Source organism: Glutamicibacter sp. MOO4, assembly GCF_056934395.1.
Genome location: NZ_CM167800.1, coordinates 45670 through 71287 on the forward strand (window position 1 = coordinate 45670; position 25618 = coordinate 71287).

Consider the following 25618-nt stretch of genomic DNA (forward strand, 5'->3'; position numbering starts at 1 on the left):
GCTATCTCGATGAGTATCTATCCCAATGAGTGTTTATCTTGGCAGTAGGGCTGCACCTGAGCCGTTTTCGAGCCACGATGGTAACTGTTGCATTTGCACCTGTTAAGGCCAAAAACTGCCTTAAAGAGTACAATTGCAATCATTATGCCAACGATTACAGAACTCGAAATGCAGACTGGGCTACTCGTGAAAGAGGCGCGCCTTGGTCGCGATATGAGCCAAATGGAACTCGCCCGTTTGAGCGATATTTCTTTGAGCGCCGTAGCGAAGCTGGAAAGAACCGGCAAAAGCAGCCTGACCAGTTTCCTCAAAGTGCTCCGGGCGCTTGATCGTTTGGATGTTCTCGAATTCTTGGACGAGGGCTACTCTGAACCCAGTCCGATGGAGGCATTGAGGCTGTCCCAGAAAAAGCCTGCACGTCCGCAACGCGCTTCTCGAAGAGTGCGCTAACCCCGTTACACCTGATCATTTTCGTGTCCTGGGGTAAAGCCAAGTTAGGCACTTATTTACCCAATAGGTTCGTGGTTGCCTTCTTGATGGCGAGAAGTCGTTCCTCCTGGCTAAGCACGCCAACAAATGGGGACACCTGGCGAAGATCTTCAGCCTCTTCACTGACTTCCAGCATGGTGCGCTTCAGGGTGTTGACGTCTCCCAAAAGCAGTTGCTCCCATTGATCAGCCCAACGCTTGCTCACTTGGTCGCCTCGCAAACGGCCGCGAATTTCGGCAAGGTTGTCCAGCGCCTTTTCGATGACGGGACCTGGTGTTCGTTCAAGATGCTCTACCAAAGCGCGGTGGAGCTCGAACGTGACCCTGCGTTCGCGACGTTCTTGGTGTGGCCGATCAGCCATGGCCTGGACGATCAAAGCTTCGACCATCTCTGCATCCATTAGCAGCATTTCAGCCAACTCATTAATGCTGTAGCCAAGAGCATGCAAGCCAAAGAGCGCTTCACTCTGCTGAGCGCCCTGGGTCGCTGCTTCGACAAGTAGCCGGGTGTGGAGATTGTCCATAATGCTGAGCATACCTGAGCGAATTGGTGTCCACCTGTTTGGAGAAATAGCTACTCAACTACTCATTTACTCAAGTATGCAACAACTTATTTACTCATTTACTCAAGTATGCAACAACTTATTTACTCATTTACTCAAGTACTCATTTGCTCATCAGCTCAACAACTCATTTACCCAAGTACTCAACAACTCATCTACTCAATGGGAGCAGGTTACCTGTGGCTGTTTTGGAACGTGACTGCCTAGGTTGAAGTTGGTTACTCATCAACTCAAGTACTCATTTACCCAAGTACTCATTTACCCAAGTACTCATCGACTCAGAAGCTCATCAACTCAAGTACTCATTTACCCAAGTACTCATCAACTCAGAAGCTCATCAACTCAAGTACTCATTTACCCAAGTACTCATCGACTCTTCAACTCATCGACTCAAGCACTCCACAACTTGTTTACTCATTTACCCAAGTACTCATTGACTCAACAACTCTTTTACTCAATGAGCTGTTTCGCGTCCAGGATAGGGGCCTATCCTGCGTAGCCACTGACGAACACCTTGGCCGCCGCCGCAACATCCTCAAAGCGCCCTTCACGAATCGCCTTGACAGGCAGTTCACCATCAAGCCGCTCGTTTGATGAGGTGAGCCATGCGGAGGCAACCTCGCGCGACTCGCGTTCCGCAATGAAGTGCGCCTGGTCCAGGAGGAAACGAAGACGCGCAGCAGATGCCTCAGTTGGCTTGAGGGCACCGGTTCGCCACTGCTCTACTAGGCCAGCATCTTGCACACCAGCACTCGAAGCGATCAGTGCCACTGGTAGGAATTCGGTAAGTCTTTCAACCACCTGTTGCATCATTTGGTGCCCCTTGTCTTAAAAGGAAAAGCTCACCCTCAGGATCCCACAATGGGGTTCTAAGAGTGAGCCTTTTTTGGTTTCCATCAAGCAGCTTGCAGTGCCGGCCCCGCAGCCGCCTTGGCGAAGGCACCCGCCAGATTTTCAGGCCAGCCAATCTTCAGCATGTCAGCGTACAACGCGTTGGCCATGACCATACGAAGTGGTGGTTGGCACCGCCCCAGCAAAGGTTCAGCTGCACTGAGGTACATCTTCAAGGCTTCGGTACCTTGCGGCGGTGTTGGCAAAGTGCCAGCCTTGACGTAAAGCTTTGGCACCAATCGGGCAGCTTGCTCATCCAAAGTTTCCCGCCCAGCCAAAGCAGCCTTCTCTTCAGCCTTGCGCATCTTCGCGTCCATCTTCACCGCTTCCTTTTCTTGCGCAGCCTGACGCTTCGACTCGCGCACTGCCATCACCTCCTGGCGACGCTCCTCAGCTGCTTCACGACGGGCAGCTTCGGCAATGTCATAGGTATGGAAAGCACCCACCTCAATGGCGTGCGCGTCCAAAGCTTCGGTAAGACTTTCAGCTGTTCGTTCAGCAGGGGCACCAAGCACCTCGACCAGCTTTTTACGGATACTTGCCAAGCGCGTTTTCTTCACGCCCAAGTTCACCGGATCCACCTCAGCAGTAGCATCAGCTAAAGCGACCAGCCAATGTGTTGGCGACAGCTCAGGGGAGTAGCACCAAGCAGGATGCGCAGCTGAACGGAAGACCGCGGCCAGCAGATCAGTTGGTTCAGCCTGACCAGCAATCTGGCCAACCTGTTCGTAGCGCACCTCACCATCAACTACTGCACCGACGGCGCCAGGCAAACGAGTGAAGCGGATGCGGCTAGGTACACCAGCACGACCACCAGCAACAACTTTGATCCATCCAAGATCGACCACCTGATGGAATTGCCTTTGGGCTGCAAGCCGTTGGACACCTCGCTTCACCGCAAGCCAGGGGTGTGAAGCCATGACAGTTTCTTTGCCTTGCCACGCACCGGCGATTGCCTCCAAGGTCAAGACGGCTGCAGTGTGCCTCGCGACCACTTGTGCGTGACCACCCAAAGGTTTGAGCGTTTTCGTGTCCACCAATTTGCTTTCAGCCAAGCACCTAGCCAACCCACGACGAGCCACCGCCGCCGCAAGCGAAGCGGAGCTCCGCAAATCCTGACTTCGAAGCCACTCACGAGAAGCAGTGCTCAAGGAATTCCAAGCCTCAGATTGGGATACGGCAAGGACATCTTTGCGGGGTGCAAGTCGACTGCGAATCCAAGCTCTGATCAGCTTTGGTGGTATCTGGTGACGGTGCCCTTTAGCCAAGATGGCTAACACTACGCTTTGTGGGGCGGACGTTTTGTGTGCAGCGGAGGTGGGGCCAAGGATGGGATCAAGCTGGTCAAGACTGGTGTACTCAGGGGTTGGCTTGGTAGTCATTTTTATTACTCCTTGGTATACAAGCCTTAAGAGCTTGTATGCCGGTGATAGGTGGATCAAAAACCGGGAATTTTTTCCTGGCACAAGCACCCATGCGGACAACAGAGTTTTGTGGGACTGCGACGAGCCTTCTTACCCTGCGGGCAAGCCGGCCAGCCGACAGCCCACACCAAGGTTGCGGAGAGCACCAGACAAGAACGCGGGTTGTTGTTTAGGACAGCAAGTGCTCTTTGAGGTCATCCAGGTAGCCAATATGGTGCCCATCCTGGAAGGCTTGATGCTGAAACAATTGGAGTTCACCAAGGCCACTCTTCAACCTCTTCAACAGTGCGTTCGTTGATCAGGTAAAGCCATCACCTGTAACGCTAGGAAGCTACCCTTTGAGGCGAAGCCTTCACCGTGTGGTGACCTGCAGAATGGTGGGCTGTGCGTGGTGACGATTCGGACTTCATATTGTTCTTCTTAAAGCCGCCGCCGATTTTGATACTCACAACCCCCTTGATGCGCCCGTGCCACCCTGCTCTGAGTATCCTTTTCTGAACGCTTTGTCCTTCTTGAGCGGCAGCTACTCTTCGGGGCGGACAGCTAGGCTAAAGGCATGAGTGATCCACTTGATTGGCTGCCTGAAGCGCTTGAACCTGTCGCGTTCCGTCTGGCGCGAGCAGATGAAATCGCCTACGAAATTGGTGACATCATCAGCGCTTGGTCCATGAATGATCCAGTGCACTTTCGACAAACGCTCAACGATGGGGTGGTCACATCGATAGTGGACTCTGTTCGACCGATTCCGCCACATGTAGTCATCCTCTTTAGCGAGGCTATTGGCCACATTCGCGCTGCGCTGGACAACGCCATGTGGCATATCGTTACAGAGCAGGCTGGTGAACTGGCTCCGAATGTCGAGCGACTCATCGAGTTTCCCATCACCACTGACGCAGACGCGTTTTCGAAATGGTGCCGCAGGCGCGTCAAAGCTGGATTAGAAATGTTCAGCGAGGATAGCGGCCTGGTTGCCCGGCTGAGGTCCTTGCAATACTGGAATGACGACATTGCGGTGGCTCCATCCGTTTCGCAATCTATGGCCGCCCTTCTGAAAACTCCTTCAGAGAAAGCCAAAGCTCTGCTGTTACTGCAGACGTATTCGAATCACGACAAACACCGGGCGCTCCGGCCTGCCGTCTTCGGAACACCAATCGCAACGTTTGACCTACCGATTCTTGAACAAGACTTGAGTTTTAGAAACTTGGAACCTGGGGCAGTCGTGCGGACAGGAGAGGTTGGTACGTACTCGCTCATTGAATTGCATCCAGCAGTTTTTATTGCTCGACCAGCACCATTCAAAGAAGCAGTAAATCCTACTCGTGAGATCAACCATTTGCGTCAGTACGTGAGCGAAACAGCGATTCCTGTGATGCTTCGAGGATTAGCTTTGGCATATAAGCTGCCGCCAGAAATCGATCTTTCCGACAGCGGACTGACCTCCCGTGAACGTCTGCGGGAAGCTGGCGATCAAGACGCTACGCAGCGGATGCAGCCTTTGCTGAAAAGTCGGATTCAGGATCAGACGAAAGCAGGACACGAAGACGCTCATTTTGTCTCTGACACGTGCGAAGATTTCACCAAGTAATAGCATCAGAATTTATGGGGATCATCATGAGCACAAGCGTGTACGAGCGTACGGGGCTGCATTTCGGGGAGCGGCTACGCGCCAGCAAATATGGCTTGAAGATGAGCCGCGCTACCTACGGCCTACCTTCTCGCAGCCCACACCAGCGATTGCCGTTTCATCCAAGATTTGAAGCCATGTGGAAGTCGGCTGATTGGATGTTCCGAGATGAAGAACACCGACAGCTTTCGGATCGTTTCCTGCTGTTCCAAAGAGACCGCGCACTGATCAATTTCGACGAATCCCTTAAGTATTTTGAGAGCCTGCCGGCGGAAGAGTTTGAGGAGACAGTGCAACTAGCTCTCCGTAAATGTCGTGCGCTGAAGCCCGTCGAAGACCTGACAGACTTCGAAGATGATCGCGGTCTTTATCTAATGGTCTTCGATGAGTACAAGCAAATGTATGTTGGTACAGCGTCGAATCTGCGCAAGAGAATCAAGCAACACTGGACGGGCAAGAAGTCCTTTGATCGCTTGGTTTTCGGGACACCATATGATTCGGTGCTACCCGTCGATGAGCTTAGAGCCTTGGACACCACGCGTCTCTTCGCCGTACGCACCTCCAAAGCCTTTGAATACGAGCAAAAGCTGGTGGCTGCGATAACCTCTCGGTTCCTTTTGAACCGAACTGCTGGCGGCGATATTGACCAGCAAACGGCACTCATTGAGGGCATCACGCGACCTAGACGCCAAATCGTCACGGATTATCAGCAAGCGGATGAGGAAGCCCTCAGCAACGCATTTGATGCGATCCAGCAAATTATTGAAGATACTCGCAAGGCTGAAGGTAGTGGCTCGGTTGGTGCAGCGCTGGCCAAGCTTCCACACACAATTTTCCAGACCCAGCGTAAGGAAAGGGGCGTTGTCTTTTGGTCTTATCGTTTGCTGATCTCGCAGGCTGCGCAAGACGAGGAAATCACCATCGAAGAATACCGCGATTACCTGAGTAGCATTGGTGAGAATCCGGTGATGATTCCGTAGTTGAAATCAGAGCTGGTGATGACAAGCGCCCAGGTTGTTCAGTAGAATCGAAGGGATACAAAGACTTCTAAAAAGGCGAAGATCGGGTGGCGGGAACCGCAGGACCTTCTGGTCAAAAGGCCAACCTATTTAGAGGCCCAGATATCGCCTTACGAAAGCCACGATCGTCGGTGTCCGGTCAAGACTAAGCCGATGGCCGTGGTTTTTCTGCCTTCCAAGAGCAGCCTTCAAGGACTTGCTCCTTGTAGGACACGAAGACGGACAAGGAGCGCATCTTGAATAAGACCGCGCAGGAAACAATCCGCGTCTTACGCACTGTCTTTTCGGGCAGGCCAGAAATCACCCAGGCGATAATCTTTGGCTCATGGGCAGAGCGAGCAAGCGGGGTACCAGGACACGCTCCCAATGATCTGGATGTGCTTGCAATTGGATCGATCCGGCCGCGAGCTGCAGCCGTCTTGGCAATTCAAGCAAACGAAATGCTTGGTGAGAAGGTCACTATCGACATCAATATCATGACCACTTCCGCCGAGGCCCGGGCCGCGCGAGAGGGAATACTCGCGGAAATTGCCCGATGTCCCATGGTGGACTTGGACTTGCCGAAGACTTAGACACAGGTCAACAATGAGAACTGATTGATGGGGAGAGGGAGCCATGACCAAGGTCGGTTTGATTGGTGATCTGCATGGGCAGCTGGGCTGGCTCAAACGCGCCTTTGAGGCCTTTGACCAGGCTGGGGGAGTCGACCTCGTCTTGCAAGCTGGTGACTTTGGCATTGACGCTGATCGCCTCCATAAAGACCCGTACCTTATGGGTGATCATGCAAATATTTTGGCAGAACGCTTCAGCACTCAAATTGTTTTCACACCAGGCAATCACGACAATTGGACTGCTCTCCTGGCGACCCCTGTCGAGCCTGAAGGGTATCGAAAGATCCGCGACCGCATCTGGATGCTTCACGGCAGCGTCATGCCTTACAAAGGCATTCGCATTGCTGCACTTGGTGGCGCCACGAGTAGTGACAGACTTTCGCGCCAGGCTTGGGAAGCGCAAAGTGGTGAGAAGACGTGGTGGCCGGAAGAGAGGGTGGATCCTGTCTTGGCTTCACAGCTAATGGTTCACGTAGGACACGGAAACGTCGATATTCTCCTTACTCATGAGGCGGCTGATGGGCTTCATCCTGAGGTGCCCCCGCGTTATTCTGCTGACCCAACCTATGAGCAGCAAGCTTTGGAAGACCGCAGGATTCTTCGATCCCTTTTTGACTCCGTTGAGCCAAGGCTTATGGTGACTGGTCATCACCACATGCGTGCCAGCTTCACCCCAGATCCAAGTGTCTATCCTCGCAACCCTACTGTCGAAATGATGGCCGAGGCTGGACCTGAAATGGCAGCAATTTGGGATTCAGAAACCGGCCTGACAACCAACGTGGTCGTTGAAGGTTAAAAGGAAGAGGCAGCTGCCGCAAAAGTTTCTTTGCAACAACTGCCTCAAACTGCGGGTTCAAAAAGTCCTATTTGGCTACCTCCTCTTTGGCCCAGGCAGGGTCTTCACCTGCTGGCGTTTTCAAGAGCCGTTGGATGGTAGCTCTTGATGTGTTCAAAGCGATGGCAGCCTGCGCCTGTGTGGCCCCACCATCGATCAGTGCGTGCACTTCGGCAGGGGTTGCTACGGCCCTTTTGACCTTGTCAGGTTTGATTGGAGTCGATTTTTCGACCGCCTCCTGGGCCTCTCTGACGGCCTCTTTTTGAGCGTCCCCTCGTAGGGTGCTTAGCCATGATTCGAGGGAGAGAGCGAGCATTATGGGCGGTGCTGCGTGGACGATTTGAGCCGTCAATCCAAGGCTGGAAGCAACAGTTACATTGGCAGCCACGGAAGCAGACACACCTGTCAAAGTTATGCCCCATCCGAATCGCTTGCTAAGTCCGCGCAACTCACTGTCTAAGACGGTGATTGAGCCGGCCAAAACAAGACCGTCGAGGCATAGCGGTAATAACGAAGCGAGCGGGGGCGCGTACCCGGCCTGGATGCCAAGTCCGCGAACGCCAGCAAAACTGAGGGTGAAGCTGCTGACTACGACAGTCCAGAGGGCGACGAGCATTGCGCGGCGAATAGTTTTTGGTTTCATGAGTACTCCTAGGTGTTGGTGTACCTAGTCCCATGCGGCCGATCAAAAGAAATGATGAGTGCTCGGCCTGTGGTGTCTGATGAGGGGGCAGAACAACACCCCTCCAACCGAATTAGCTGAAGGGGCGTGCGATTCGTCGTTTTCGGGACTGACTTAAACGAAACGCCAGCGCAGCGCGTCGAAGTACTCGCAGATCAAAGCGGTCCAATCCTTAGCCAGGTCATCTGGAGTGATCAAGCCATATTTATAGCCATCGTGCTCACTGCCTTTCAGGTCAATTGTTTCCCCATAGAAATCACCTGTTAGCTCGCCACTCGTGTCACGTGACTCGAAAGCATATCTGGCGTTTTCGCCGCTATCGGAAGTGTGTTGAAGCCAAACGCACCCGATTTTTTCCAGTTCTTTCTGTACTAAAATCTGCGCCGCGCTCGGGTAGGTTTCTAGGTGCTCGTAGAGGGCTTCATACATGCCCTCTGTCAGCCATGGCCGATCAAGGATTTCACTTGACTTCTTGAAGTCATCTTCCCACTTTTCTTGCCCATACACCTGACTGACTGCGTCAGTCACGAGTGCTTCGATTTTTTCTTCGAGCAAGGGGGTTGCAAGGAATTTCTTCAAGGCTTCCTCCCCATATTTTTGATCAGCGGTTGTTGTGGCGTCGTTTGAAAACATTTTTGCCTCCTGGCAAATTTGAAATGAATGAATCTTTTCTTACGCTCTTGTCCATGCGCTCAAAATGATGACCAGATGCAAGCATTGGTGTACACGAAAAGCGGCGTCCTCTTGCTGGAAAACGCCACCATTCGATGCGATGAGTGGAGCGGTCATGCCGAAGGACAGGTGCTACACGCTTACGGTTCTCTAAAATGCAAGCGTGTAGTTCCAAATCCGTCGAGCCTGACGTATTGATGTATGTGCTGAAATCCCAGTGGTTCACGGAGGCTCAAGTCGTCTGCACCACATGATTGAATTGGTTTAACCGCGCATAGCGGTTTGGAACCTTTGAGAAATGGAACTGACTTGACGCTCACACCGTTATCACCTGGACACATCACCCAACAACAGTTGGAATCGACGCTGTGGTCTGCTGCCAATTCGTTGCGCGGACCCGTTGACCCAGGTGATTTCAAGGCCTACGTCTTCCCAGTCATGTTCTTCAAGTGGATCAGCGACAACTGGGACTACGAGCACGCACAAGCAGTAGAAATCTACGGCGACAATCTCACCCCAGAAGTTGAAGCTGACCGCCACGCTTTCGTCGTACCCGACGGCTGTCACTGGAAAGACGTTTTCGAGACCACCAAGCAGACCGGCTCAAAGCTGGACCAAGCGTTGGAACAGCTTCAGCTAGCCAACCCTGATTCGTTGCGTAACGTCTTCGGTGACGTGAACTGGGCTAACCAGGATCGTCTCCCACAAACAGCGTTGAAAGCTTTGCTCAACTCATTCCATGCCGTGCGCTTTGACCCTGACTCTGTCAGCGGCGACATGCTGGGCTCAGCGTACGAATACTTGCTTCGTGAGTTCGCTGAAGCATCAGGGAAGAAAGCGGGAGAGTTCTTCACTCCACGTCACGTGGTGCATTTGATCGTCAAGCTCCTTGAACCTAAACCAGGTGAGAGCATTGCTGATCCTGCCTGTGGATCTGGCGGCATGCTGGTCGAAACAGTGAACGCTGTGAAGCAAGCTGGCGGTAACCCATTGACGTTGCAGTTGTACGGCCAAGAGGTCAATCTGACCACCAGTGCTATCGCCAAAATGAACTTGTTCCTGCACGGGCTCGAAGACTTCACTATCGCGCGTGGTGACACGTTCCGCACTCCAAAACTGCTGGAGAACGACGGTTTGATGAAGCTGGATATGGTCATCGCCAACCCTCCATTCTCACTCCAAAATTGGGGCGCTGATTCCTGGGCAACAGATCCGTACGGTCGAAGCAAGTATGGTGTGCCACCAGCTAAGAATGGTGACTGGGCGTGGATCGAACACATGATCGCATCCATGAAGGAAGACACTGGACGTGTCGGTGTGGTGATGCCTCACGGAACCTTGTTCCGTGGTGGTGCTGAAGCCAGGATCCGTGAAGCAGTCTTGCGCGACAACGTTCTTGAAGCGGTGATCGGCTTGCCCAACAACTTGTTCTACTCGACGAGCATCCCTGTCGCAGTGCTGGTCTTCCGCAAGAATAAGAAGGCTGAACGCAACGGCAAGGTGTTGATCATTGATGCCAGCCAACGATTCAAGTCCGGTAAAAACCAGAACACCATGTCCGACGAAGACATCAACGTCATTGATACTGCCTACAAGCTTGGTGAAGACATTGACGGTGAAAACGGTCTAAGCCTGCGTCTCGTTGACCTGGAAGAAATCGAACAAAACGGTTTCGACCTCAACATTGGACGGTACATCAAAAACGAAACCGTAGCTGAGGCGAACGTTGAAGAAGCACTAATCAACTACAAAGAGTCTCGCGAACGCCTAGCCTCGGCTGAAGAAGTGTTGGCATTGAAGCTAAAGGCGGCCGGCTATGACTTCTAAGTGGAAAACTGTACGGCTGGGTGAGGTTGCAAAACAGTTTGTTGACCCTTTTACGGTTGACCCTTCTGAAACATACATGAACTTAGGTGTTAAGTGGTATGCAGAAGGCGTCTTTGCTAGGAAGCCGAAGATTGGTGAGGAAATAAAGGCCACCCGGCTATTCAATGTCAAGCCAAGGCAATTTATTTACAACAGGTTGTTTGCGACCGAGGGGTCCTTCGCACTGGTTCCTGAGAGTCTAGCAAGTGGTGTCGTTTCGAATGAGTTCCCGGTTTTCGATCTAGACCCATCACTGGTTGTCGCTGAGTATTTGGCATTGCATTTCAAGCAGAAGCATGTTTGGGAATATGTGTCCCAAGAATGTGTTGGTACAACCAAGAGCCGTAGTCGATGGAAAGAAGACAGATTCCTCGCTTATCAAATATCCCTTCCGCCGCTTGCCGAGCAGCGTCGTATTGTTGACCTGATCGGTGCACTGGATGATGCCGTCGAAGAATCAGTATCAAACCTTGAAGCTTGTAAAGATGTTGAAATTAGCTTCCGAACCGAAGCTATGGTTAAGGCTTATGCCTCCGACACTGTGCACCTTGGTAAGGTTGCGAGCTCTAGGCTTGGAAAAATGCTGTCGGCAACTACGGCCACTGATGACCATCCAGCCCCCTACGTTCGGAACGCCAACGTCCAATGGGGTGAGCTTAATCTTCACGATCTAAAGGAGATGCCTTTTAGCGAGGGTGACAGGGTTGAGTTTTCACTAAAAAAGGACGATGTGCTGATATGTGAAGGTGGAGAAATTGGGCGCACAGTAGTTCTGGACTCTGACCTTCCAGGGCTTTATTTTCAGAAAGCTTTGCACCGCGTCCGGTGCTCTGATTCGTTGGATCCTCATTATTTAAGTATGTGCATGCAGCACATGGCTATGAACGGCACACTCGATCTGTATTCTGGTGCGCTAACTATTCCTCACCTCACTGGTCAGAAACTGCGAACCCTTCCAATACCCGTAGTGCCAATCAACGAACAGCGAAAAGTTGTTGAAACAATGCATGTGATTGTCGGGGCAAAGCGTGAACAGGAGAACACCTTGAACTCACTTCGCGCCCTGCGTACCGAACTACTGACCGCCCTGCTTTCTGGCGATCATGAGATCCCTGAATCCTACGATGCGGTCATGGAACCGGTTGCGGTCTAGCTTTCTGCTGGTCATCGACACGGGTGTTTACCGAGTTCGCACATATGATGATTTCAGGTTCTTTCAGGGGGGAATAATGGCAGGTTTTTCTGAGGCAAGTATCGTCCAACAACCGATACTTGAATTGCTGGTCAAAGCTGGATGGAAACACATTCCAGGCAGCCAGTTACGTCGTGATACCCAAGAGGTGTTGCTGCGCCCAGAAATAGACCGTGCGCTCATTGCGATGAATCCTGCCATTGCTGAAGACCACTCGCGCACAGACCTCATCGTCTCCGCTTTGCAGAAACTCATCACCGACACCGATGAGTCAGTGATGAAACGCAACCAGTTGTTCCTTGCGTGGATCCGAGGATTGAACACCAGACAGTATGAAACCAACGGTAAGTTTGAACCGGTCAATTTGATCGACTTCGACAACCCGGCAGCCAACTCATTCATCGTCTCCGACGAAGTAACGTACGGTACGGCGAAGAAGAGCTCGCGTTTTGACCTGGTCCTGTGGGTCAACGGAATCCCATTGATAGTCATCGAGACCAAGACTCGTCTTGATGCACGCATTACCTGGCTGAATGCTGCTCGCGACATCCACGACATTTACGAGCCACAACACCCATTCTTCTTCGTACCCAACGCCTTCTCAGTGGCCACAGACGGCAGAGAACTGCGCTACGGCTCCATCGGCTTGCCCATAGACATGTGGAACGTCTGGGGCTCAACAGAGGATGATGCTCAACTCTCTGGTTGGCCACGCGTTCAACGTAGTGTCGAACTGCTCATGGATCCGGCCATGGTGCTGTCGGTGGTTGCCGAGTTCACCGTGTTTGAAAATGTCAAAAGCAGTACGGGGCACACCCGGCTGCAGAAGATTATTCCTCGCTACCCACAAGTTGAAGCAGTGCACGCGATCCATCAACGTGCCTTGCATGAGAATAAGCGTCAAGGGTTGATCCATCACACCCAGGGTTCAGGCAAGACGATTGCCATGTTGTTCGCGGCTATGAAACTGGTGAACGAACCACGGCTGAACAACCCGACGATTATCGCTATTGCTGACCGCATCCAGTTGGTCACCCAGATGACTAATCAGTTCCGTCGTGCAGGTGTCAGCGATGCTGTAGCCCCGTCGGATGCTGGAACGTTGCGCAGGATCCTCGCGGCTGACCGCCGTGGCGTAGTTTTCAGTACCGTGCACAAGTTCAAGAGCGCCGGCCTGCTCAGCGACCGCGAAAACATTATCGTGCTTGTTGATGAGGCGCACCGAACCCAAGAAGGTTCACTGGGTGATCATCTGCGTGCAGCTTTCCCCAACGCACGGTTCTTTGGCTTCACCGGTACACCTATTGCCGATCAGGATCGCAACACTTTTGAGTTGTTCGGTGATCCTGACGATCCTGGTTTTGCCATGAACACGTACAACAGTGATCGTTCGATTGCTGACGGTACGACGGTGCCGATCCATGTGGCGCCACGTCTGGTTGATTTCCAGATTCGTAAAGAGGAACTGGATCATGCGTTTGATGAGTTGGCTGCGCAGGAAGGGTTGGGTACGGATGAGAAGAATTTCCTTGCTACCCAAGCCACCGAAGCACGAACGTTCTTTGCTAACCCTGAACGTGTAGAGAAAATTTGTTCAGACATTCTTGACCACTTCTATTCCACGATTGACCCGTTGGGCATGAAAGCACAAGTGGTGGTGTTCGATCGTGGGTTGTGCGTTCAGTATCACCGTGAACTTACGAGGCAGCTGGCGCTGCGCAATGGCCAGCCTGATGAAGCGGCAGTGGTCATGTCGGTGAGCCCGAAAGATGATCCGGCGTGGGCTGAGTTCAAGACGACTGATGATCAGGAAGAACGGTTGCTTGACCGGTTCAAAGACCACGGTACTAACCTGAAATTCCTGATTGTCACGTCCAAGTTGGGCACAGGTTTCGATGCACCCATTGAAGGTGTCATGTACTTGGACAAGCCGATGAAGCTTCACACGTTGTTCCAGACGATTACGCGGACAAACCGTACGTGGCGTAACCCAGAGACCGGGCAAGAGAAGTTGCACGGTTTGGTGGTTGATTATGTGGGTTTGGGTGATGGTTTTGCACGGGCGATGAGCCCAGCGAACCCTGAAGCTGCCCGTAAAGAAATGGACGAGGAAACGTTGGTTGACCAGTTCGAGGTTGAACTGGACAGCACGTTAGTGCGTTTCGTGGGGATCAACCGTTTGGATCCTGGCTTTGAGGCGTTCAACAGTGCGATGGAGCGTCTGCCCAATCAGAAGGAGCAGGCTGCATTCATGATGCAGTTCAAAATGCTTCAAGGGTTGTGGGAGTCAGTGCACCCTCATGTTCGGCTGGATCAGTACCGGGCCGACTACAAGTGGTTGGCGAAGATTTATCTGTCGTTGGAGCCAACTAGTTCGCATGATCTGTTGTGGGCGAAGCTTGGTGCGAAAACCATGAACCTGGTGCATGACCATATTGGTGATGTCACCGTGGTGCGCCCTGGCGTTGATTTGGTCATCGCAGATAAGGACACCATTGAGCAGTTGATTGCTACTGGGGTGATTGATCCTGCGGCCGGTAAGGGTGAGACGATTACTGTTTCACCACAGGAGATCATCGACAATATTGCTAACCGGCTGAAGCGCCGGCTGGTTGGAGATCATGGCACTCATCCGGTGTACAAGTCGATTGCTGAACGGTTGGAGCGTTTGCGTGAGCAACGTTTGGCCAAGGCTAAGGAGGGTGTGGAGCTGCTTCAAAGTTTCTTGGAGCTGGCTAAGGATCTGACTGCTGCTGAAAAGGCTGAGGACAGTAACGGTGCAGCTGGGCTGAACATTTTGCCTGACCCGAACATTGGGGCGTTGACACAGATCTTCAACGAGTTCAAACCTGAGGGCACACCAGTGGTGCTCGATAAGGTGGTCGCTGAGATTGACGAGGTGGTGCGACATGTCAGTACTGGTTGGGATGGTTGGGCTAAAACGAAGGCTGGCGACCGCCAGGTCAGAGATAGTATCCGTCTGGTGTTGAACAAGTATTCTTTGCCGTTGCAGGGCGACCTGTTTGATCACGCCTACGCTTACGTAGCTGAGAACTATTAGACAGGCTGTTCAGGGTTGAACTGATTTTCTGGCAAGATCGTCAGCAAGTCGTTGAGCTGCATCAAGAAACCAAAGCCCAAGGATCGCTTCACCAAATAGCAAGATCGTTATAGCATTTCTCCATGACGAGCTGGTCGGTATCACGGCACCCCGAATGGGACTTAATGTACGCTTCTGGTTTGACGGTCGCAGAGCTCTCTGCGCACTGCAAACGTGGCCCAGCCACCTTGCATGCCCATTTTCGTGCCCGTGAAAAATATGAACCAGGCACTCGTGCACGGCATGAGGAAGCACTTGCTGCCAGGGGCGCAGGATTACCCACGGCAGCTTGGAAAGCGCAGCTGACGTCTGTGATTCGTTTTGTTGCGGCCCATGAACGCTTGCCTGGTACCGGTACGAGCCCCGGCGAAGATGACTTGCATCAATGGCTTTTGGCACAACGCCGGGCGAAACGGCTTGGCGAACTGCCTCAAATCAAGCTGGCACTTCTAGCTCAGATAGCTGGGTGGGATCGTGACTTGAAGCAAGAACGTGCTGACGCCATCTGGAAAGAGAAGCTACTGAAGGTAACGGTCTTTGTTGAGGAGCACGGCGAGGTTCCACGCTACAAGAGCTTCAAGAGCGAGGATGAACGGACGCTTGGGGTGTGGCTTCATAATCAGCATCAAGCTCGAAGCGAAGGTAAAATGCTTTCATGGCGTGAGCTTGCGCTCAACGACGCGTTGCCTGGGTGGCGAAGCCATTCATGAGGCTGATCAAGCGTGATCACTCCTCAGGTTGTCTTTTACTCGTCGTTTTCGAAATGACGCACCGGGAAAGTGCGGGAAAATGTGGGTTTTAAGCGGCAAGTAAAAGGCAACCTAGGACGCGAAAACATGCATTTTTCCGCAAGATCACGCGGTTTTGGCACATTACTGAAGGTCACCGGTTCGAATCCGGTAGGGGGCTCCACTAGATCCTCGGATTGGCGGCAGATTTGCTGGTGATTCCGAGGATTTTCTGTATCGGGCTATCACTGCTCCTCGCGTCGAGCCTGCAGAAGGCAAATCGCTGTCGCCGGTAGAATTATTGCAAGACCACAATCCATGAGCCGGGGCCAACGGGCCAAGCGCTCAGCTTTTGAAGGAGCCAAAAATGGCCGGAGGCCTTGTAGCACTGTTGGACGACGTAGCTGCGTTGGTGAAAGTCACTGCGGCGTCCATGGATGACATCGCGCTCGGCGCCGCAAAAGCCAGCACCAAGGCCATGGGTGTGGTGGTTGATGACGCGGCGGTCACCCCACAGTATGTGGAAGGCCTGTCTCCCAAACGCGAGCTACCCATCATCTGGAAAATTGCGGTGGGTTCCATCCGCAACAAGTTGCTGTTCATTCTGCCTGTCGCACTTTTGCTTTCGTACTTTGCACCGTGGGCATTGACCCCCATCCTGATGCTCGGCGGCACCTACCTCGTATTCGAAGGTGCAGAGAAACTTCTTGAAGCCCTTGGCTGGATCAAGCACCACGGTTCAGGCGAAGAAGGCAAAGAACGCGATGAAAAAAGCATTATCAGTTCGGCAGTACGCACCGACCTGGTGCTCTCCGCCGAAATCTTGGTGATCTCGCTGAACGAAGTAGCTCACGAGCCAATCCTCACCCGAGCACTGATCCTGATCACCGTGGCCGTGCTGATGACCGTGGTGGTCTACGGAGCGGTCGGGCTCATTGTGAAGATGGATGACATCGGCCTGCATATGGCTGCTAAGTCTCGCAAGCTCACCCAGAAAATCGGCCGCAGCCTGGTCAAGGGGATGCCTATTGTCATGTCCGTGCTGGGCAAGGTCGGCGTGGTCGCGATGCTTTGGGTCGGTGGACACCTGATTCTTGTTGGCATGGATGAGCTTGGCTTGCATGCGCCCTACGGCTTTGTGCACCACCTCGAAGAGCAGGTGCATCATGCAACCGGTGCTGCCGGTGCGGTGCTTGGCTGGTGCGTTAATACTGCGCTGTGCTGCGTGGCTGGCTTTATTTTGGGCAGCATCGTCACGGTTATCGTTCTGGGATTCGGAAAGCTTAAAAACAAGGGTAAGACCGAAGCCGCCCACTAGGGCTAGAAATCTCGGTCATTTGCGTCCAGCCAAACTGTCTGGCCGCCATGGAAAGATCAATGCGTGTTGAGTAAAGAAGCAAAAGAACAGGCCACCGCCCGCCATGCGCGCGGTGCCTACTTCACCCCGGAACCTTTGGCTGCATTTATGGCGCACTGGGCGCTAGAGGGCCACGGGACCAGAATTCTGGAGCCCTCCTGCGGCGAGGCGCAATTCCTTGAAACGGCCCACAAAGAACTGGCCGGTACCGGGGCATCGGCGCAGCTCGTAGGTTATGAACTGCACGAACCAACCGTTAAACAGGCTCGGGTACGTCTTGGGGCGCAGGGGATCAATGCCCAGATCGCACAGGCGAACTTTTTTGAGCTAGCTGGCACCAGCGACTTTGACGTGGTGATCGGCAACCCGCCGTACGTCAGATACCAACTGCACCGCGGAGTAGACCGCCAGCGTTCCAGAGCTGCGGCCAAAGAAGCCGGAGTGGAACTGAACGAACTGGCCAGCATCTGGGCGGCCTTTGTGGTTCATGCAACCAGCTTCTTGGCTCAGGGTGGCCGGATGGCGTTTGTGTTGCCTGCTGAGCTGATGTTTGTGAACTATGCCGGGTCGGTGCGCCAGATGTTGCTCGAACGTTTTGCCAACGTACATTTGGTGGTTTTTGAGCAGCGCCTTTTTGCTGACGCGCAAGAAGAAGTAGTGCTGCTGCTGGCCGAGGGGTATCAGCAAGGACCCACAGCTCACTTCAACCTGCATCAATTCCGCAACGCTGAAGACCTGGCGCAGTTGGGCGCCGGAACCCAGCATGCCCCGGTACAAAAAGCGGAGCGCTGGACCGGCTCATTGGTGGGCATCGAAGCCCAATCAATCCTTTCCTCCGCTTTGGCCCACGGGCATTTGTCCACGCTCAAGGCGTGGGGCGAAACCTCACTGGGAGCGGTAACCGGCAATAACAAATGGTTTACCCTGAGCCGTGAACGAGTCCAAGAACTAGGTTTGGCTGAGCAGGATTTGATTCGTATCTCCCCACCAGGTTCCAGGCACTTACGTGGCCTAGAACTTGACGAGGCGATGTGGCAGCGCTTGGGCGAACACGGTTCGGCAACCTATCTCTTTAGGCCGGCAGCTAACCCGAGCACCGCTGGTGAAAGCTTTATCGCCAGTGGTGAATTGGAGGCGGTGGACCAAGCTTACAAATGCCGGGTGCGCTCGCCGTGGTGGCGGGTTCCAGTGCTTTCGGTTCCTGACCTGTTCATGACGTACATGAATGCTGATACACCACGGCTGACAACCAACCAAGCCGGAGTGCACCACATCAACTCAATCCACGGCGTATACCTCGGCGCCGATGTGCGTGAGTTGGGCCGTGAGCTCTTGCCGTTGGCATCGCTAAATACACTGACCATGTTGGGTGCAGAAATCATCGGGCGTTCCTACGGTGGTGGCATTTTGAAGGTTGAACCGCGAGAAGCCGACGTGCTTCCGGTTCCTTCAATCACCATGGTGCAGGCCCACACACACGAATTGCGATCCATCAAAGATACGGTTCGCCAGCTGCTGGCCCAAGGCCACAAACAAGAAGCAACAGACCTGGTTGACCAGATCGTGCTAGGAAGCATGCTTGAGCTGGATAAGGACGCAGTTCAAGCGCTGCGTGCCGCAAGGCAGCACATGCTGGAGCGACGCAAGGCAAGAAGCAAAGCGGTGAAGGGATAAACGTGGCTAATCCGACGGTCGAAAAGACCCTGGCATTTGCGGAGTTTGATACAACGCTGATGTCGGCGGCAAAAGATTCACCGTGGTTGAATAACGGGGCAGTCACCGAAGAATTCAACCCGTCCTACGCCGTACTTGAAAAGCTTTTGAGCATTCCGGTACGGACCAAAGCGGTAACCCGTTCGGGCCGCTTCGCCCAAGGCGTTGACGCCTGGTTGGCGCATGAATTACGTCGCGCCGGATTTGACGCGGACCTCGTCTGGCCGCGGCCCGAAGCACCACGAGTCCTCTCCAGCGATATCTTGGACCTACTTCGCAAGCTGCCTGAACGCCTAGCCGATGAAGTCCACGAATCGATCATGAACGGCAAAGCCGGAAGTACCGACGCGAGAATTTTAGGTCGCGCCTATATGAAGCAGACCGACGTGGTGATGACCCATTGGTCCACCGGACCGGAACTGCTGCTGAGCACCAAGGCCATGACCTCCTCCTTCGGCAAGAACCTATCTAACCGGTATGAGGAAGCCTATGGTGACGCTGCGAATCTACGGGCCCGTTATCCGTTGGCGGCTGTAGGGTTCTTCTTTGTGCAACGGGCAACCATCCTCGAAAGTGAACCGGCAGCTTTCCGTCGAACCGTGGATATGATTCGAAAGCTGCGCGACTTTGGCGACGGCTTTGGGTATACCGCCACCGGCTTGTTGCTGGTGGACTGGGACGATGAGGCACAAGACCCCGAAGTTCGTTGTGTGCACCCGGCGGTGCCCCAAGATATTGCAGCACCACAGTTCCTGAACGCCATGGTGGACGCGGTACTCAAAGTTACACCCATCGACCTGCATGAAGCAGCTCGCGCTCGCCGAGCGGGTGAAGTGGCTCCGCTGCCAGGGCACGAATGGGTGGATGAGCAACAAGACGCACTGTTCTAGGCCTCGGGGTGTAGCTGAGAATACGTGCCTCACGCTCGGCGGCCTGAGGCAAAGAGTCCACCCACCCGCGCGCAGCTTGCGTTGCCCGGTAGATGAATTTCAGTCGGCCGTCTTGCTCAAAACTACGCTCGCGTTCCCATAAGTCGGAACGCTCATAAAAGGCCCACGAAGCCGGGTTCTGCGCATCGATGACACTGATGGGCGTTTTCCCAGAACGCACCGCAAATTCAAGACGCAGGTTGGTGACATGCTGGCGAATTCCTCTGCGACGGTATTCGGGCCGCACTGCCATACAGCCGAGCTCTACCGCGTCCATGACCTCGGTGGGAGCCAGGATCGAGTCGTGAACTAACCCTGCAGCGATCAAGTTGCCTTGATCGCGCACGGTAACCAGTAGTTCCAGACGATCAAATTTCTGTTGCCAGCGCTGGTCAATGACCGGGTACAGCAGTGCCAGCTCGGCGAGTTGCGCCGAATCGAGGCGCAACGGTGACAAAGAGAAGTTCAGATTTTCAAACACTGGGTGTGGTCCTAGAAGAAAAGAACGAACGAAAAGAAGGCTTTGGCTCAGCGGTCAGTAACCGCTGTGCCGATTCGTTGGCCTTGATAGGACCGATGCCGGTGGCTTCCGGCAACTTCCTTGTAGGGTCCAGTTTGCGCTCGATGAGCTAGGAAAATTATGCGGTCTGAACTGTGCCGTTCACAAGTGCTTTTTGGTACTTTTTTGGTGAAGAGAAAAGAAACGATCTGATGAGTGTTTTTGCTGTGCTTCGTAGCTTGTGATTGGCGCCCGGAGTTGGTGCGCGATTTGGTGCAGGGGTATGAAAAGGCTAAGATCGTTGAGGTGCTTGACCCCGTGGTCAGAGCGCAATATGGATCTTTAGCTCAGTTGGTTAGAGCGTTCGCCTCACACGCGAAAGGTCGCTGGTTCGAGTCCAGTAAGATCCACGAGAAAAGCCACCGGTGACGGTGGCTTTTTTGCTGTTCTAGCAGTTGGTGGCGAGGCCCGGGATTAGGCGCTCAGTAATTCATGAACCCGTGGTTTTACTTCTTGGCCCAGGAGCTTGATGCTGTGCATCATCGTTTCATGCGGCAAGGTGCCGGCGGAGTACTTAATGTCTGCGCGCGAGAGTCCCAGAAGTTTTGTTGCCGAGGCGATCTTTGCGGCCACGGTTTCTCCGCTTCCGGCCATCATGGCACCACGTGGGCCCATCGCTGCCTGGAGGGTCATCTTGCTTGCCGGTGGCCATCCGCGCTCGGAGCCCAAGCGGTTCATGGTGCGCTGGTAATGCGGCCAGAGTGTTTCAAGTGCTTCTTCATCACTGTCGGCAACAAGTCCGTGGAAATGTGCCGCCACTGGTTGCTCGCTATGGCCGTATTCCTTTAGCGCACGATGGTACAGATCAACCAGCCCGGTAAATGCCGCAGGCTGTCCACCGATGATTGCCAAGAATAGCGGTAGGCCATGGCGTGCGGCTCGAACCACCGATTGTGGAGAGCCACCCACACCAACCCAGGTAGTCAGAGGCTTATCTTCCAACAGTGGGTAGACCTGAGTATTGCGCAGAGCGGCGCGATGTTGGCCATGCCAAACCACTGGGTTGCCGTGGCGCAATTTGGCCATGAGATCCAGCTTCTCTTCGAAGAGCTTCTCGTAGTCGTCGAGGTTCAGCCCAAACAGTGGGAAGGATTCAACAAAGGAACCGCGTCCGGCAATGAGCTCGCTGCGTGAATTGGAAATGGCATCAAGGGTGGCAAAACGTTCATAAACTCTGACCGGGTCATCGCTGGAAAGTACGGTCACCGCGGTTCCTATCTTGATCCGTTCGGTGGTGCTGGCCAGTGCGGCCAGGACGATTTCTGGTGAGGAAACCGCGTAGTCGTCACGGTGGTGTTCGCCAACGCCGAAGAAGTCTAGGTTGGCGGCCTCAGCTGCTTGTCCTTCAGCAATGACATTGCGGATGACCTGTGCGTGGCTGAGCAGGTTGCCTTCGGCGTCCTGAGTAATGTCACCAAAAGTTTCGACGCCGATCTCCGGCAAGAGCAGGTTGTCGCTCATGAGTACCTTTCAAATTGCATGCAAACACATCTAAGTTCATTGTCTCTCAACCACCGCGCGACCGGGGATATTCCGCAGCTAAAAAACAGTGCAAAATGTGTTCGGCGCTACCTAGTGATTTATGCCCGTTCGGCACAACTTATTGCCCATCGGTTGTATCGTAAATTGCATGGGAAATCTTAGGCTGAGGGGGCAAGATTAGTGGCGCATCGATCTGACGAAGAGCACGGCGTACCGTCAGGGCAGATGGGTGATGATCCAGCGCCATCGGCGACTGCGTTGCCACGGATATCCACCAGTGAAATCAACCTGGGATTCCACCCGGATGAGCCTATCGAAGAACAGCCCACCGCTTCTGAACTACCGCTAAATACGGCGGTTAGTGCCAGCGTTTCGGCAGCTGCCGCTTCAGATATTGAGTGGCGCACCGGTCAGGTGCACACTACCGACGACGGCATTACCTTGATGCCTACCCGTGCCAACCCTGTGGCACGTCGGTTGCTGGCTAAAATGTGGATTTCGGACACACCTCCAACTCAGGCGCTGAACATTGTTGAACGCCTGCAGGGTACGCCCTATGCCAATCCAAAGGTCAACGACCAGCAGGATGCCTCTTCTCGGCGCACCATGGAGTTTGCACTGGACCTCGGGGAGACCCTGATTCGTTATGGTGCCGGTGCCTTGGAAGTGGAGACCAGCATCATCGCGGTCACCGCTGCCCTGGGCCTGAGCCACCTAGACGTTGACATCACCAACCAGTCGCTGCATCTGAACTACAGCCCACCAGACGCCGAAAGTTACTCGGTGCTGCGCGTAGTACGTTCATATACGTCCAATTATGCAGGCTTGGTCTTGGTCCACGAGCTGGTCTCGGACATCATTGCTGGCGGCGTATCGCGTAGTGCCTCGGCCAAAAGGCTGAAGGAAATTACCCGTCGCCCAAAACCGTTCCCACGCTGGATCGTGGCTGGCGGACGCGCGCTGTTCGCGGCAGCATTTGTGCTTTTTATCGGCGGCTCGTGGGCTGGCGCGTTGGTGGCTATCGTGTCATCGAGTGTGGTCACCCAGATCGGTCGTTATGGCTCGCGTTGGCGGGTTCCGGAGTTCTTCACCATCGCAACCTCAACCATGGTGATTACCGGAATCGCGTTGATCGGGTATCAGCTTCATGCGCCGTTGGACCCCGCGCTCGTGGTCTCAGGAGGCATCCTGCTCTTGCTTCCTTCCGGACGGTTTGTCTCGGCACTGCAAGATGCCATCAATGGGTTCCCGGTGACCGCTGTAGGGCGATTGTTCTCAGCAAGTTTGACCTACGGCGCGATTCTTAGCGGAATTGCTGCGGCGTTGGTTGTTTCGGATCTGCTCGGCGGCGAAGAGGTTGACGTACACCAAATTGTCACCACCGAGTATCCGGCCTGGTTATTGCTGCTGCTCGTTGCGGTGGCCATTGTGGCCGGTGCAATTTCTGAACAGAGCGCTGTGCGTTTGCTTTTGCCGACTGCCGGTATTGCTATCGGCGGTTATCTGGTCCAGATGTTGGCTGAGAGCATGGGGCTTGGAGATCGTGCGGTTCCAGCACTCGTGGCCACGGTGGTCGGCTTTGCTGCACGTTTTGCCGCGGACAAGCTGCGTACTCCGCAGCTAGTTCTTGCGGCCCCAGCGGTAATGTTCCTGCTTCCAGGTCTGATGATTTTCCGTGCCATGTACGGCATCGTGATCAACGTTGATGACATGTCCACCGGCCTGGTTGAAATGTTCAACGCCATGGCCATCATGCTTTCCATCGCCGGAGGCGTCGTCTTTGGCGAAACGCTATGTCGCCCACTGACTTCGAACGCTCGTCGTGAGCGTCGGCGAATCCGTCGACGCTAAGCTACCGGCAACGACCAATTAATCGGCTTCTGTCCCTGAAGGGATAGGAGCCGATTGGTTTCTGAAAACGGTTTTGAGCCAAAGAATCCTCGCGAGGCGGACAACGGTGAGGGATGGGCGCTACGCAGTTGGGGAACGTTGGATAGCGACGGGGAGAGCTTCTGCGCGTGGTTGCCCCACAGAATTGCCACCGGAGGATTCGCTCGTTCGTTCAGGGCTGCCAAGATCGCCTCAATAACCGGAGCCCAACCGAATTTCTGGTGCGCCCCGGCCTGGCCTGCGGACACTGACAGGACCTGATTTAGCAGCAGTACGCCCTGGGACTGCCAGGCGCTTAGGTCCGGATGAGCGACCGGAGCGATACCAAGATCAGCCTGAAGTTCCTTATAGATGTTGCCCAGCGAACGGGGTAATGGGCGGACCGGCTTATTGGCTGCGAAGGCCAGACCATTGGGGTGCCCCGGTGTGGGGTACGGATCTTGGCCAATAATCAGGACTTTGACTTCGGCCAATGGCAATGCCAGTGCGCGAAACATCACCTTAGGCTCGGGCAGGATCACTTCGCCCTGAGCGGAGCGTTCGGCCAATTTGATGGCTAGATCACGAAGAATATTGTCCGTAGCCGATAGCGGTACTACCCAATCAGTGGCGATGAAACCCTGATCTGACATGGATTGAGCTCCGTGGAAAAAGGGGAAATCACCCGGGGCATACACCGCAGCCTGCGGGGGCAGTGGAGCGTCAAAAAGGGCTTGTTGCATTTCATCCATAGGTGCAATTGTGCCGTTTTTCTGGCGTGCCTGTGCCCGGCCACACGGCGATAGGCATGCTGATTGGTTAGAATATCGGTGGTATGTCTACCAACGGTGGAGTACAAGCATGGCCGAGACACATAAAAACTGAGCTGAGGACCGAGGTGAGAACGCATGGCAGAGAACGAGTTATTGGCAGATTTTGTAATGAATCCAGACTCGGAACTTGATGAGCGTTCACAACAGATCCTGAGCTTGGAAAAGTTGTGGTGGAAGTATGCGGGAGCCAAGGAACAAGCGATCACCAAGCAGTTTTCTATGTCTCCAACCAACTACTATCAGCTGCTGAACCAGCTGATAGAAACGGATGCGGCCATGGCCTACGACCCGATGCTGGTAAAGCGACTACGCAGAACACGTTCAACAAAACGTCGTGTGGGCGGTAAGGTCGGCTCGGGGAGATAACCCAGCCTGCCGTGACCAGTTAGACCTCGAGCAAGGACAAGAATGACCAACTACCCGCGTGACGAATTTGATCGCGTACCGGAGTTCAACACCCGTGTGGGTTCACACCACGCACACGGATGGGCGCAGTCTGCTACCTCAAAGTCGACCGGTGGCAAGTTGCTGTGGGTAGTGTTGGCTGCCGTGATCGTGCTGATCATCGGTGCTGCGTCCTTTGTCTTTGCTCCGCAACTCAAGGACAGCATCGCCGGAGCCGGTGGAAGCGAAAGCACTTCGCCCACCGATGAAAATGAATCGCAGGAGCCAAGCTCCAGCGAATCCGCTTCTGAGTCCAGCACCATTGATGACGCAGATGTCCTGTTTGATCAACGCATCGGTGTTTACAACGCCGCCAGTGTTGCTGGGGTAGCCAGTGCTGGCAAAGAAGCCGTGACTGAAGCCGGCTTCACCAACATCGTGACCGACAACTGGAACAAGCCTGCCGAGACTTCGACGGTTTATTACATGTCAGAGGCCGAACGGATCACCGCAGAAAAAGCGGCCGAAGCCCTAAATATTGACGATGTTTTGCAGACCGAGAACGTCCCTAATCGAGTCACTGTGGTCATCGGATCCGATGACCCGCTGGAACTGAACAAATAATTCAGTAACAATTCAATTCGCTCAGAGCCGATCGGCTTGCACTCGCCATGCGAGAGTGCCAATATTTGTATTAGCACTCTTGCGTTGCGACTGCTAACGCCGGTCGGCTTTTGCGTTCCTATTGGAATTTTGAAGCCGCGGTCTAGCCAAGTACGGGCAGGGTGCTGAGAATA

The 25618-nt window shown here is 53.9% G+C and carries 23 protein-coding genes and 1 tRNA gene; 16 read left to right on the top strand and 8 right to left on the bottom strand.

Annotated elements, in window-relative coordinates; translation table 11 throughout:
* The first annotated feature begins 186 nt into the window (after positions 1 to 186).
* Positions 187 to 450: a helix-turn-helix domain-containing protein gene (locus AC1Z3F_RS00235; RefSeq protein ID WP_483566269.1), complete on the top strand. Its 264-nt coding sequence runs from the start codon at positions 187 to 189 to the stop codon at positions 448 to 450.
* A gap of 52 nt (positions 451 to 502) precedes the next feature.
* Here the strand turns inward: AC1Z3F_RS00235 and AC1Z3F_RS00240 are convergent, their stop codons facing one another.
* The 3 genes from AC1Z3F_RS00240 to AC1Z3F_RS00250 form a co-directional block, all read right to left on the bottom strand.
* Positions 503 to 1012 carry a hypothetical protein gene (locus AC1Z3F_RS00240; protein ID WP_483566270.1) on the bottom strand — a complete coding sequence of 170 codons (510 nt, stop codon included), beginning with the start codon at positions 1010 to 1012 and terminating at the stop codon, positions 503 to 505.
* Between the two features lie 525 nt (positions 1013 to 1537).
* Complete coding sequence (locus tag AC1Z3F_RS00245; RefSeq protein WP_483566271.1) at positions 1538 to 1864, bottom strand: hypothetical protein; 327 nt, start codon at positions 1862 to 1864, stop codon at positions 1538 to 1540.
* Between the two features lie 83 nt (positions 1865 to 1947).
* Positions 1948 to 3324, bottom strand: coding sequence for a hypothetical protein (locus AC1Z3F_RS00250; RefSeq protein WP_483566272.1), 1377 nt, complete (start codon positions 3322 to 3324; stop codon positions 1948 to 1950).
* Between the two features lie 598 nt (positions 3325 to 3922).
* Here AC1Z3F_RS00250 and AC1Z3F_RS00255 point away from each other — a divergent pair.
* The 4 genes from AC1Z3F_RS00255 (at position 3923) to AC1Z3F_RS00270 (ending at position 7416) form a co-directional block, all read left to right on the top strand.
* A complete protein-coding gene (locus AC1Z3F_RS00255) occupies positions 3923 to 4951 on the top strand; it encodes a hypothetical protein (protein ID WP_483566273.1) in 1029 nt (342 codons plus the stop codon).
* Between the two features lie 26 nt (positions 4952 to 4977).
* On the top strand, positions 4978 to 5970 hold the full coding sequence (locus tag AC1Z3F_RS00260) for a GIY-YIG nuclease family protein (protein WP_483566274.1): 993 nt from the start codon (positions 4978 to 4980) through the stop codon (positions 5968 to 5970).
* 275 nt (positions 5971 to 6245) lie between these two features.
* A complete protein-coding gene (locus AC1Z3F_RS00265; RefSeq protein WP_483566275.1) occupies positions 6246 to 6581 on the top strand; it encodes a hypothetical protein in 336 nt (111 codons plus the stop codon).
* Positions 6582 to 6624: 43 nt separating this feature from the next.
* Positions 6625 to 7416: a metallophosphoesterase family protein gene (locus tag AC1Z3F_RS00270; protein WP_483566276.1), complete on the top strand. Its 792-nt coding sequence runs from the start codon at positions 6625 to 6627 to the stop codon at positions 7414 to 7416.
* A 67-nt stretch (positions 7417 to 7483) separates the two neighbouring features.
* Here AC1Z3F_RS00270 and AC1Z3F_RS00275 read toward each other — a convergent pair whose 3' ends face one another.
* A complete protein-coding gene (locus AC1Z3F_RS00275; protein ID WP_483566277.1) occupies positions 7484 to 8098 on the bottom strand; it encodes a DUF2637 domain-containing protein in 615 nt (204 codons plus the stop codon).
* A 153-nt stretch (positions 8099 to 8251) separates the two neighbouring features.
* Positions 8252 to 8770 carry a hypothetical protein gene (locus AC1Z3F_RS00280; RefSeq protein ID WP_483566278.1) on the bottom strand — a complete coding sequence of 173 codons (519 nt, stop codon included), beginning with the start codon at positions 8768 to 8770 and terminating at the stop codon, positions 8252 to 8254.
* Between the two features lie 348 nt (positions 8771 to 9118).
* On the opposite strand from AC1Z3F_RS00280, the gene AC1Z3F_RS00285 reads away from it, so the two are divergent.
* The 7 genes from AC1Z3F_RS00285 to AC1Z3F_RS00315 all read left to right on the top strand — a co-directional run bounded on the left by AC1Z3F_RS00285 (position 9119) and on the right by AC1Z3F_RS00315 (position 19655).
* On the top strand, positions 9119 to 10636 hold the full coding sequence (locus AC1Z3F_RS00285; protein WP_483566279.1) for a type I restriction-modification system subunit M: 1518 nt from the start codon (positions 9119 to 9121) through the stop codon (positions 10634 to 10636).
* On the top strand, positions 10626 to 11828 hold the full coding sequence (locus tag AC1Z3F_RS00290) for a restriction endonuclease subunit S (protein WP_483566280.1): 1203 nt from the start codon (positions 10626 to 10628) through the stop codon (positions 11826 to 11828). The genes AC1Z3F_RS00285 and AC1Z3F_RS00290 overlap by 11 nt, the downstream gene beginning before the upstream one ends.
* Positions 11829 to 11904: 76 nt before the next feature.
* Positions 11905 to 14928 (top strand): type I restriction endonuclease subunit R, encoded by a 3024-nt coding sequence (locus AC1Z3F_RS00295; RefSeq protein WP_483566281.1) that lies wholly within the window; start codon positions 11905 to 11907, stop codon positions 14926 to 14928.
* Between the two features lie 164 nt (positions 14929 to 15092).
* Positions 15093 to 15677 (top strand): helicase associated domain-containing protein, encoded by a 585-nt coding sequence (locus tag AC1Z3F_RS00300; protein WP_483566282.1) that lies wholly within the window; start codon positions 15093 to 15095, stop codon positions 15675 to 15677.
* A gap of 385 nt (positions 15678 to 16062) precedes the next feature.
* Positions 16063 to 17013: a DUF808 domain-containing protein gene (locus AC1Z3F_RS00305; RefSeq protein WP_131090343.1), complete on the top strand. Its 951-nt coding sequence runs from the start codon at positions 16063 to 16065 to the stop codon at positions 17011 to 17013.
* A gap of 66 nt (positions 17014 to 17079) precedes the next feature.
* Complete coding sequence (locus AC1Z3F_RS00310) at positions 17080 to 18726, top strand: HsdM family class I SAM-dependent methyltransferase (RefSeq protein WP_131090388.1); 1647 nt, start codon at positions 17080 to 17082, stop codon at positions 18724 to 18726.
* A gap of 2 nt (positions 18727 to 18728) precedes the next feature.
* Positions 18729 to 19655 (top strand): hypothetical protein, encoded by a 927-nt coding sequence (locus AC1Z3F_RS00315; protein ID WP_242632592.1) that lies wholly within the window; start codon positions 18729 to 18731, stop codon positions 19653 to 19655.
* Here AC1Z3F_RS00315 and AC1Z3F_RS00320 read toward each other — a convergent pair.
* Entirely contained in the window at positions 19549 to 20175 is a 627-nt protein-coding gene (locus AC1Z3F_RS00320; RefSeq protein ID WP_483566283.1) for a GNAT family N-acetyltransferase, read from the bottom strand. The genes AC1Z3F_RS00315 and AC1Z3F_RS00320 overlap by 107 nt on opposite strands.
* A 354-nt stretch (positions 20176 to 20529) precedes the next feature.
* Between AC1Z3F_RS00320 and AC1Z3F_RS00325 the strand changes: the two genes are divergently transcribed.
* A tRNA-Val gene (locus AC1Z3F_RS00325) sits at positions 20530 to 20603 on the top strand.
* A 64-nt stretch (positions 20604 to 20667) separates the two neighbouring features.
* Here AC1Z3F_RS00325 and AC1Z3F_RS00330 read toward each other — a convergent pair.
* Positions 20668 to 21714, bottom strand: coding sequence for an LLM class flavin-dependent oxidoreductase (locus AC1Z3F_RS00330; protein WP_483566284.1), 1047 nt, complete (start codon positions 21712 to 21714; stop codon positions 20668 to 20670).
* Between the two features lie 201 nt (positions 21715 to 21915).
* On the opposite strand from AC1Z3F_RS00330, the gene AC1Z3F_RS00335 reads away from it, so the two are divergent.
* Positions 21916 to 23586 carry a threonine/serine exporter family protein gene (locus AC1Z3F_RS00335; RefSeq protein ID WP_131090339.1) on the top strand — a complete coding sequence of 557 codons (1671 nt, stop codon included), beginning with the start codon at positions 21916 to 21918 and terminating at the stop codon, positions 23584 to 23586.
* Here AC1Z3F_RS00335 and AC1Z3F_RS00340 read toward each other — a convergent pair.
* Positions 23583 to 24257: a uracil-DNA glycosylase gene (locus tag AC1Z3F_RS00340; RefSeq protein ID WP_262198411.1), complete on the bottom strand. Its 675-nt coding sequence runs from the start codon at positions 24255 to 24257 to the stop codon at positions 23583 to 23585. The two genes, AC1Z3F_RS00335 and AC1Z3F_RS00340, sit on opposite strands and share 4 nt — an antisense overlap.
* A gap of 255 nt (positions 24258 to 24512) precedes the next feature.
* On the opposite strand from AC1Z3F_RS00340, the gene AC1Z3F_RS00345 reads away from it, so the two are divergent.
* The gene (locus AC1Z3F_RS00345) at positions 24513 to 24803 is read left to right on the top strand and encodes a DUF3263 domain-containing protein (protein WP_131090338.1); all 291 of its coding nucleotides are present in this window, start codon (positions 24513 to 24515) and stop codon (positions 24801 to 24803) included.
* 42 nt (positions 24804 to 24845) lie between these two features.
* Positions 24846 to 25445 carry a LytR C-terminal domain-containing protein gene (locus tag AC1Z3F_RS00350; protein ID WP_483566285.1) on the top strand — a complete coding sequence of 200 codons (600 nt, stop codon included), beginning with the start codon at positions 24846 to 24848 and terminating at the stop codon, positions 25443 to 25445.
* Positions 25446 to 25618 lie beyond the last annotated feature (173 nt).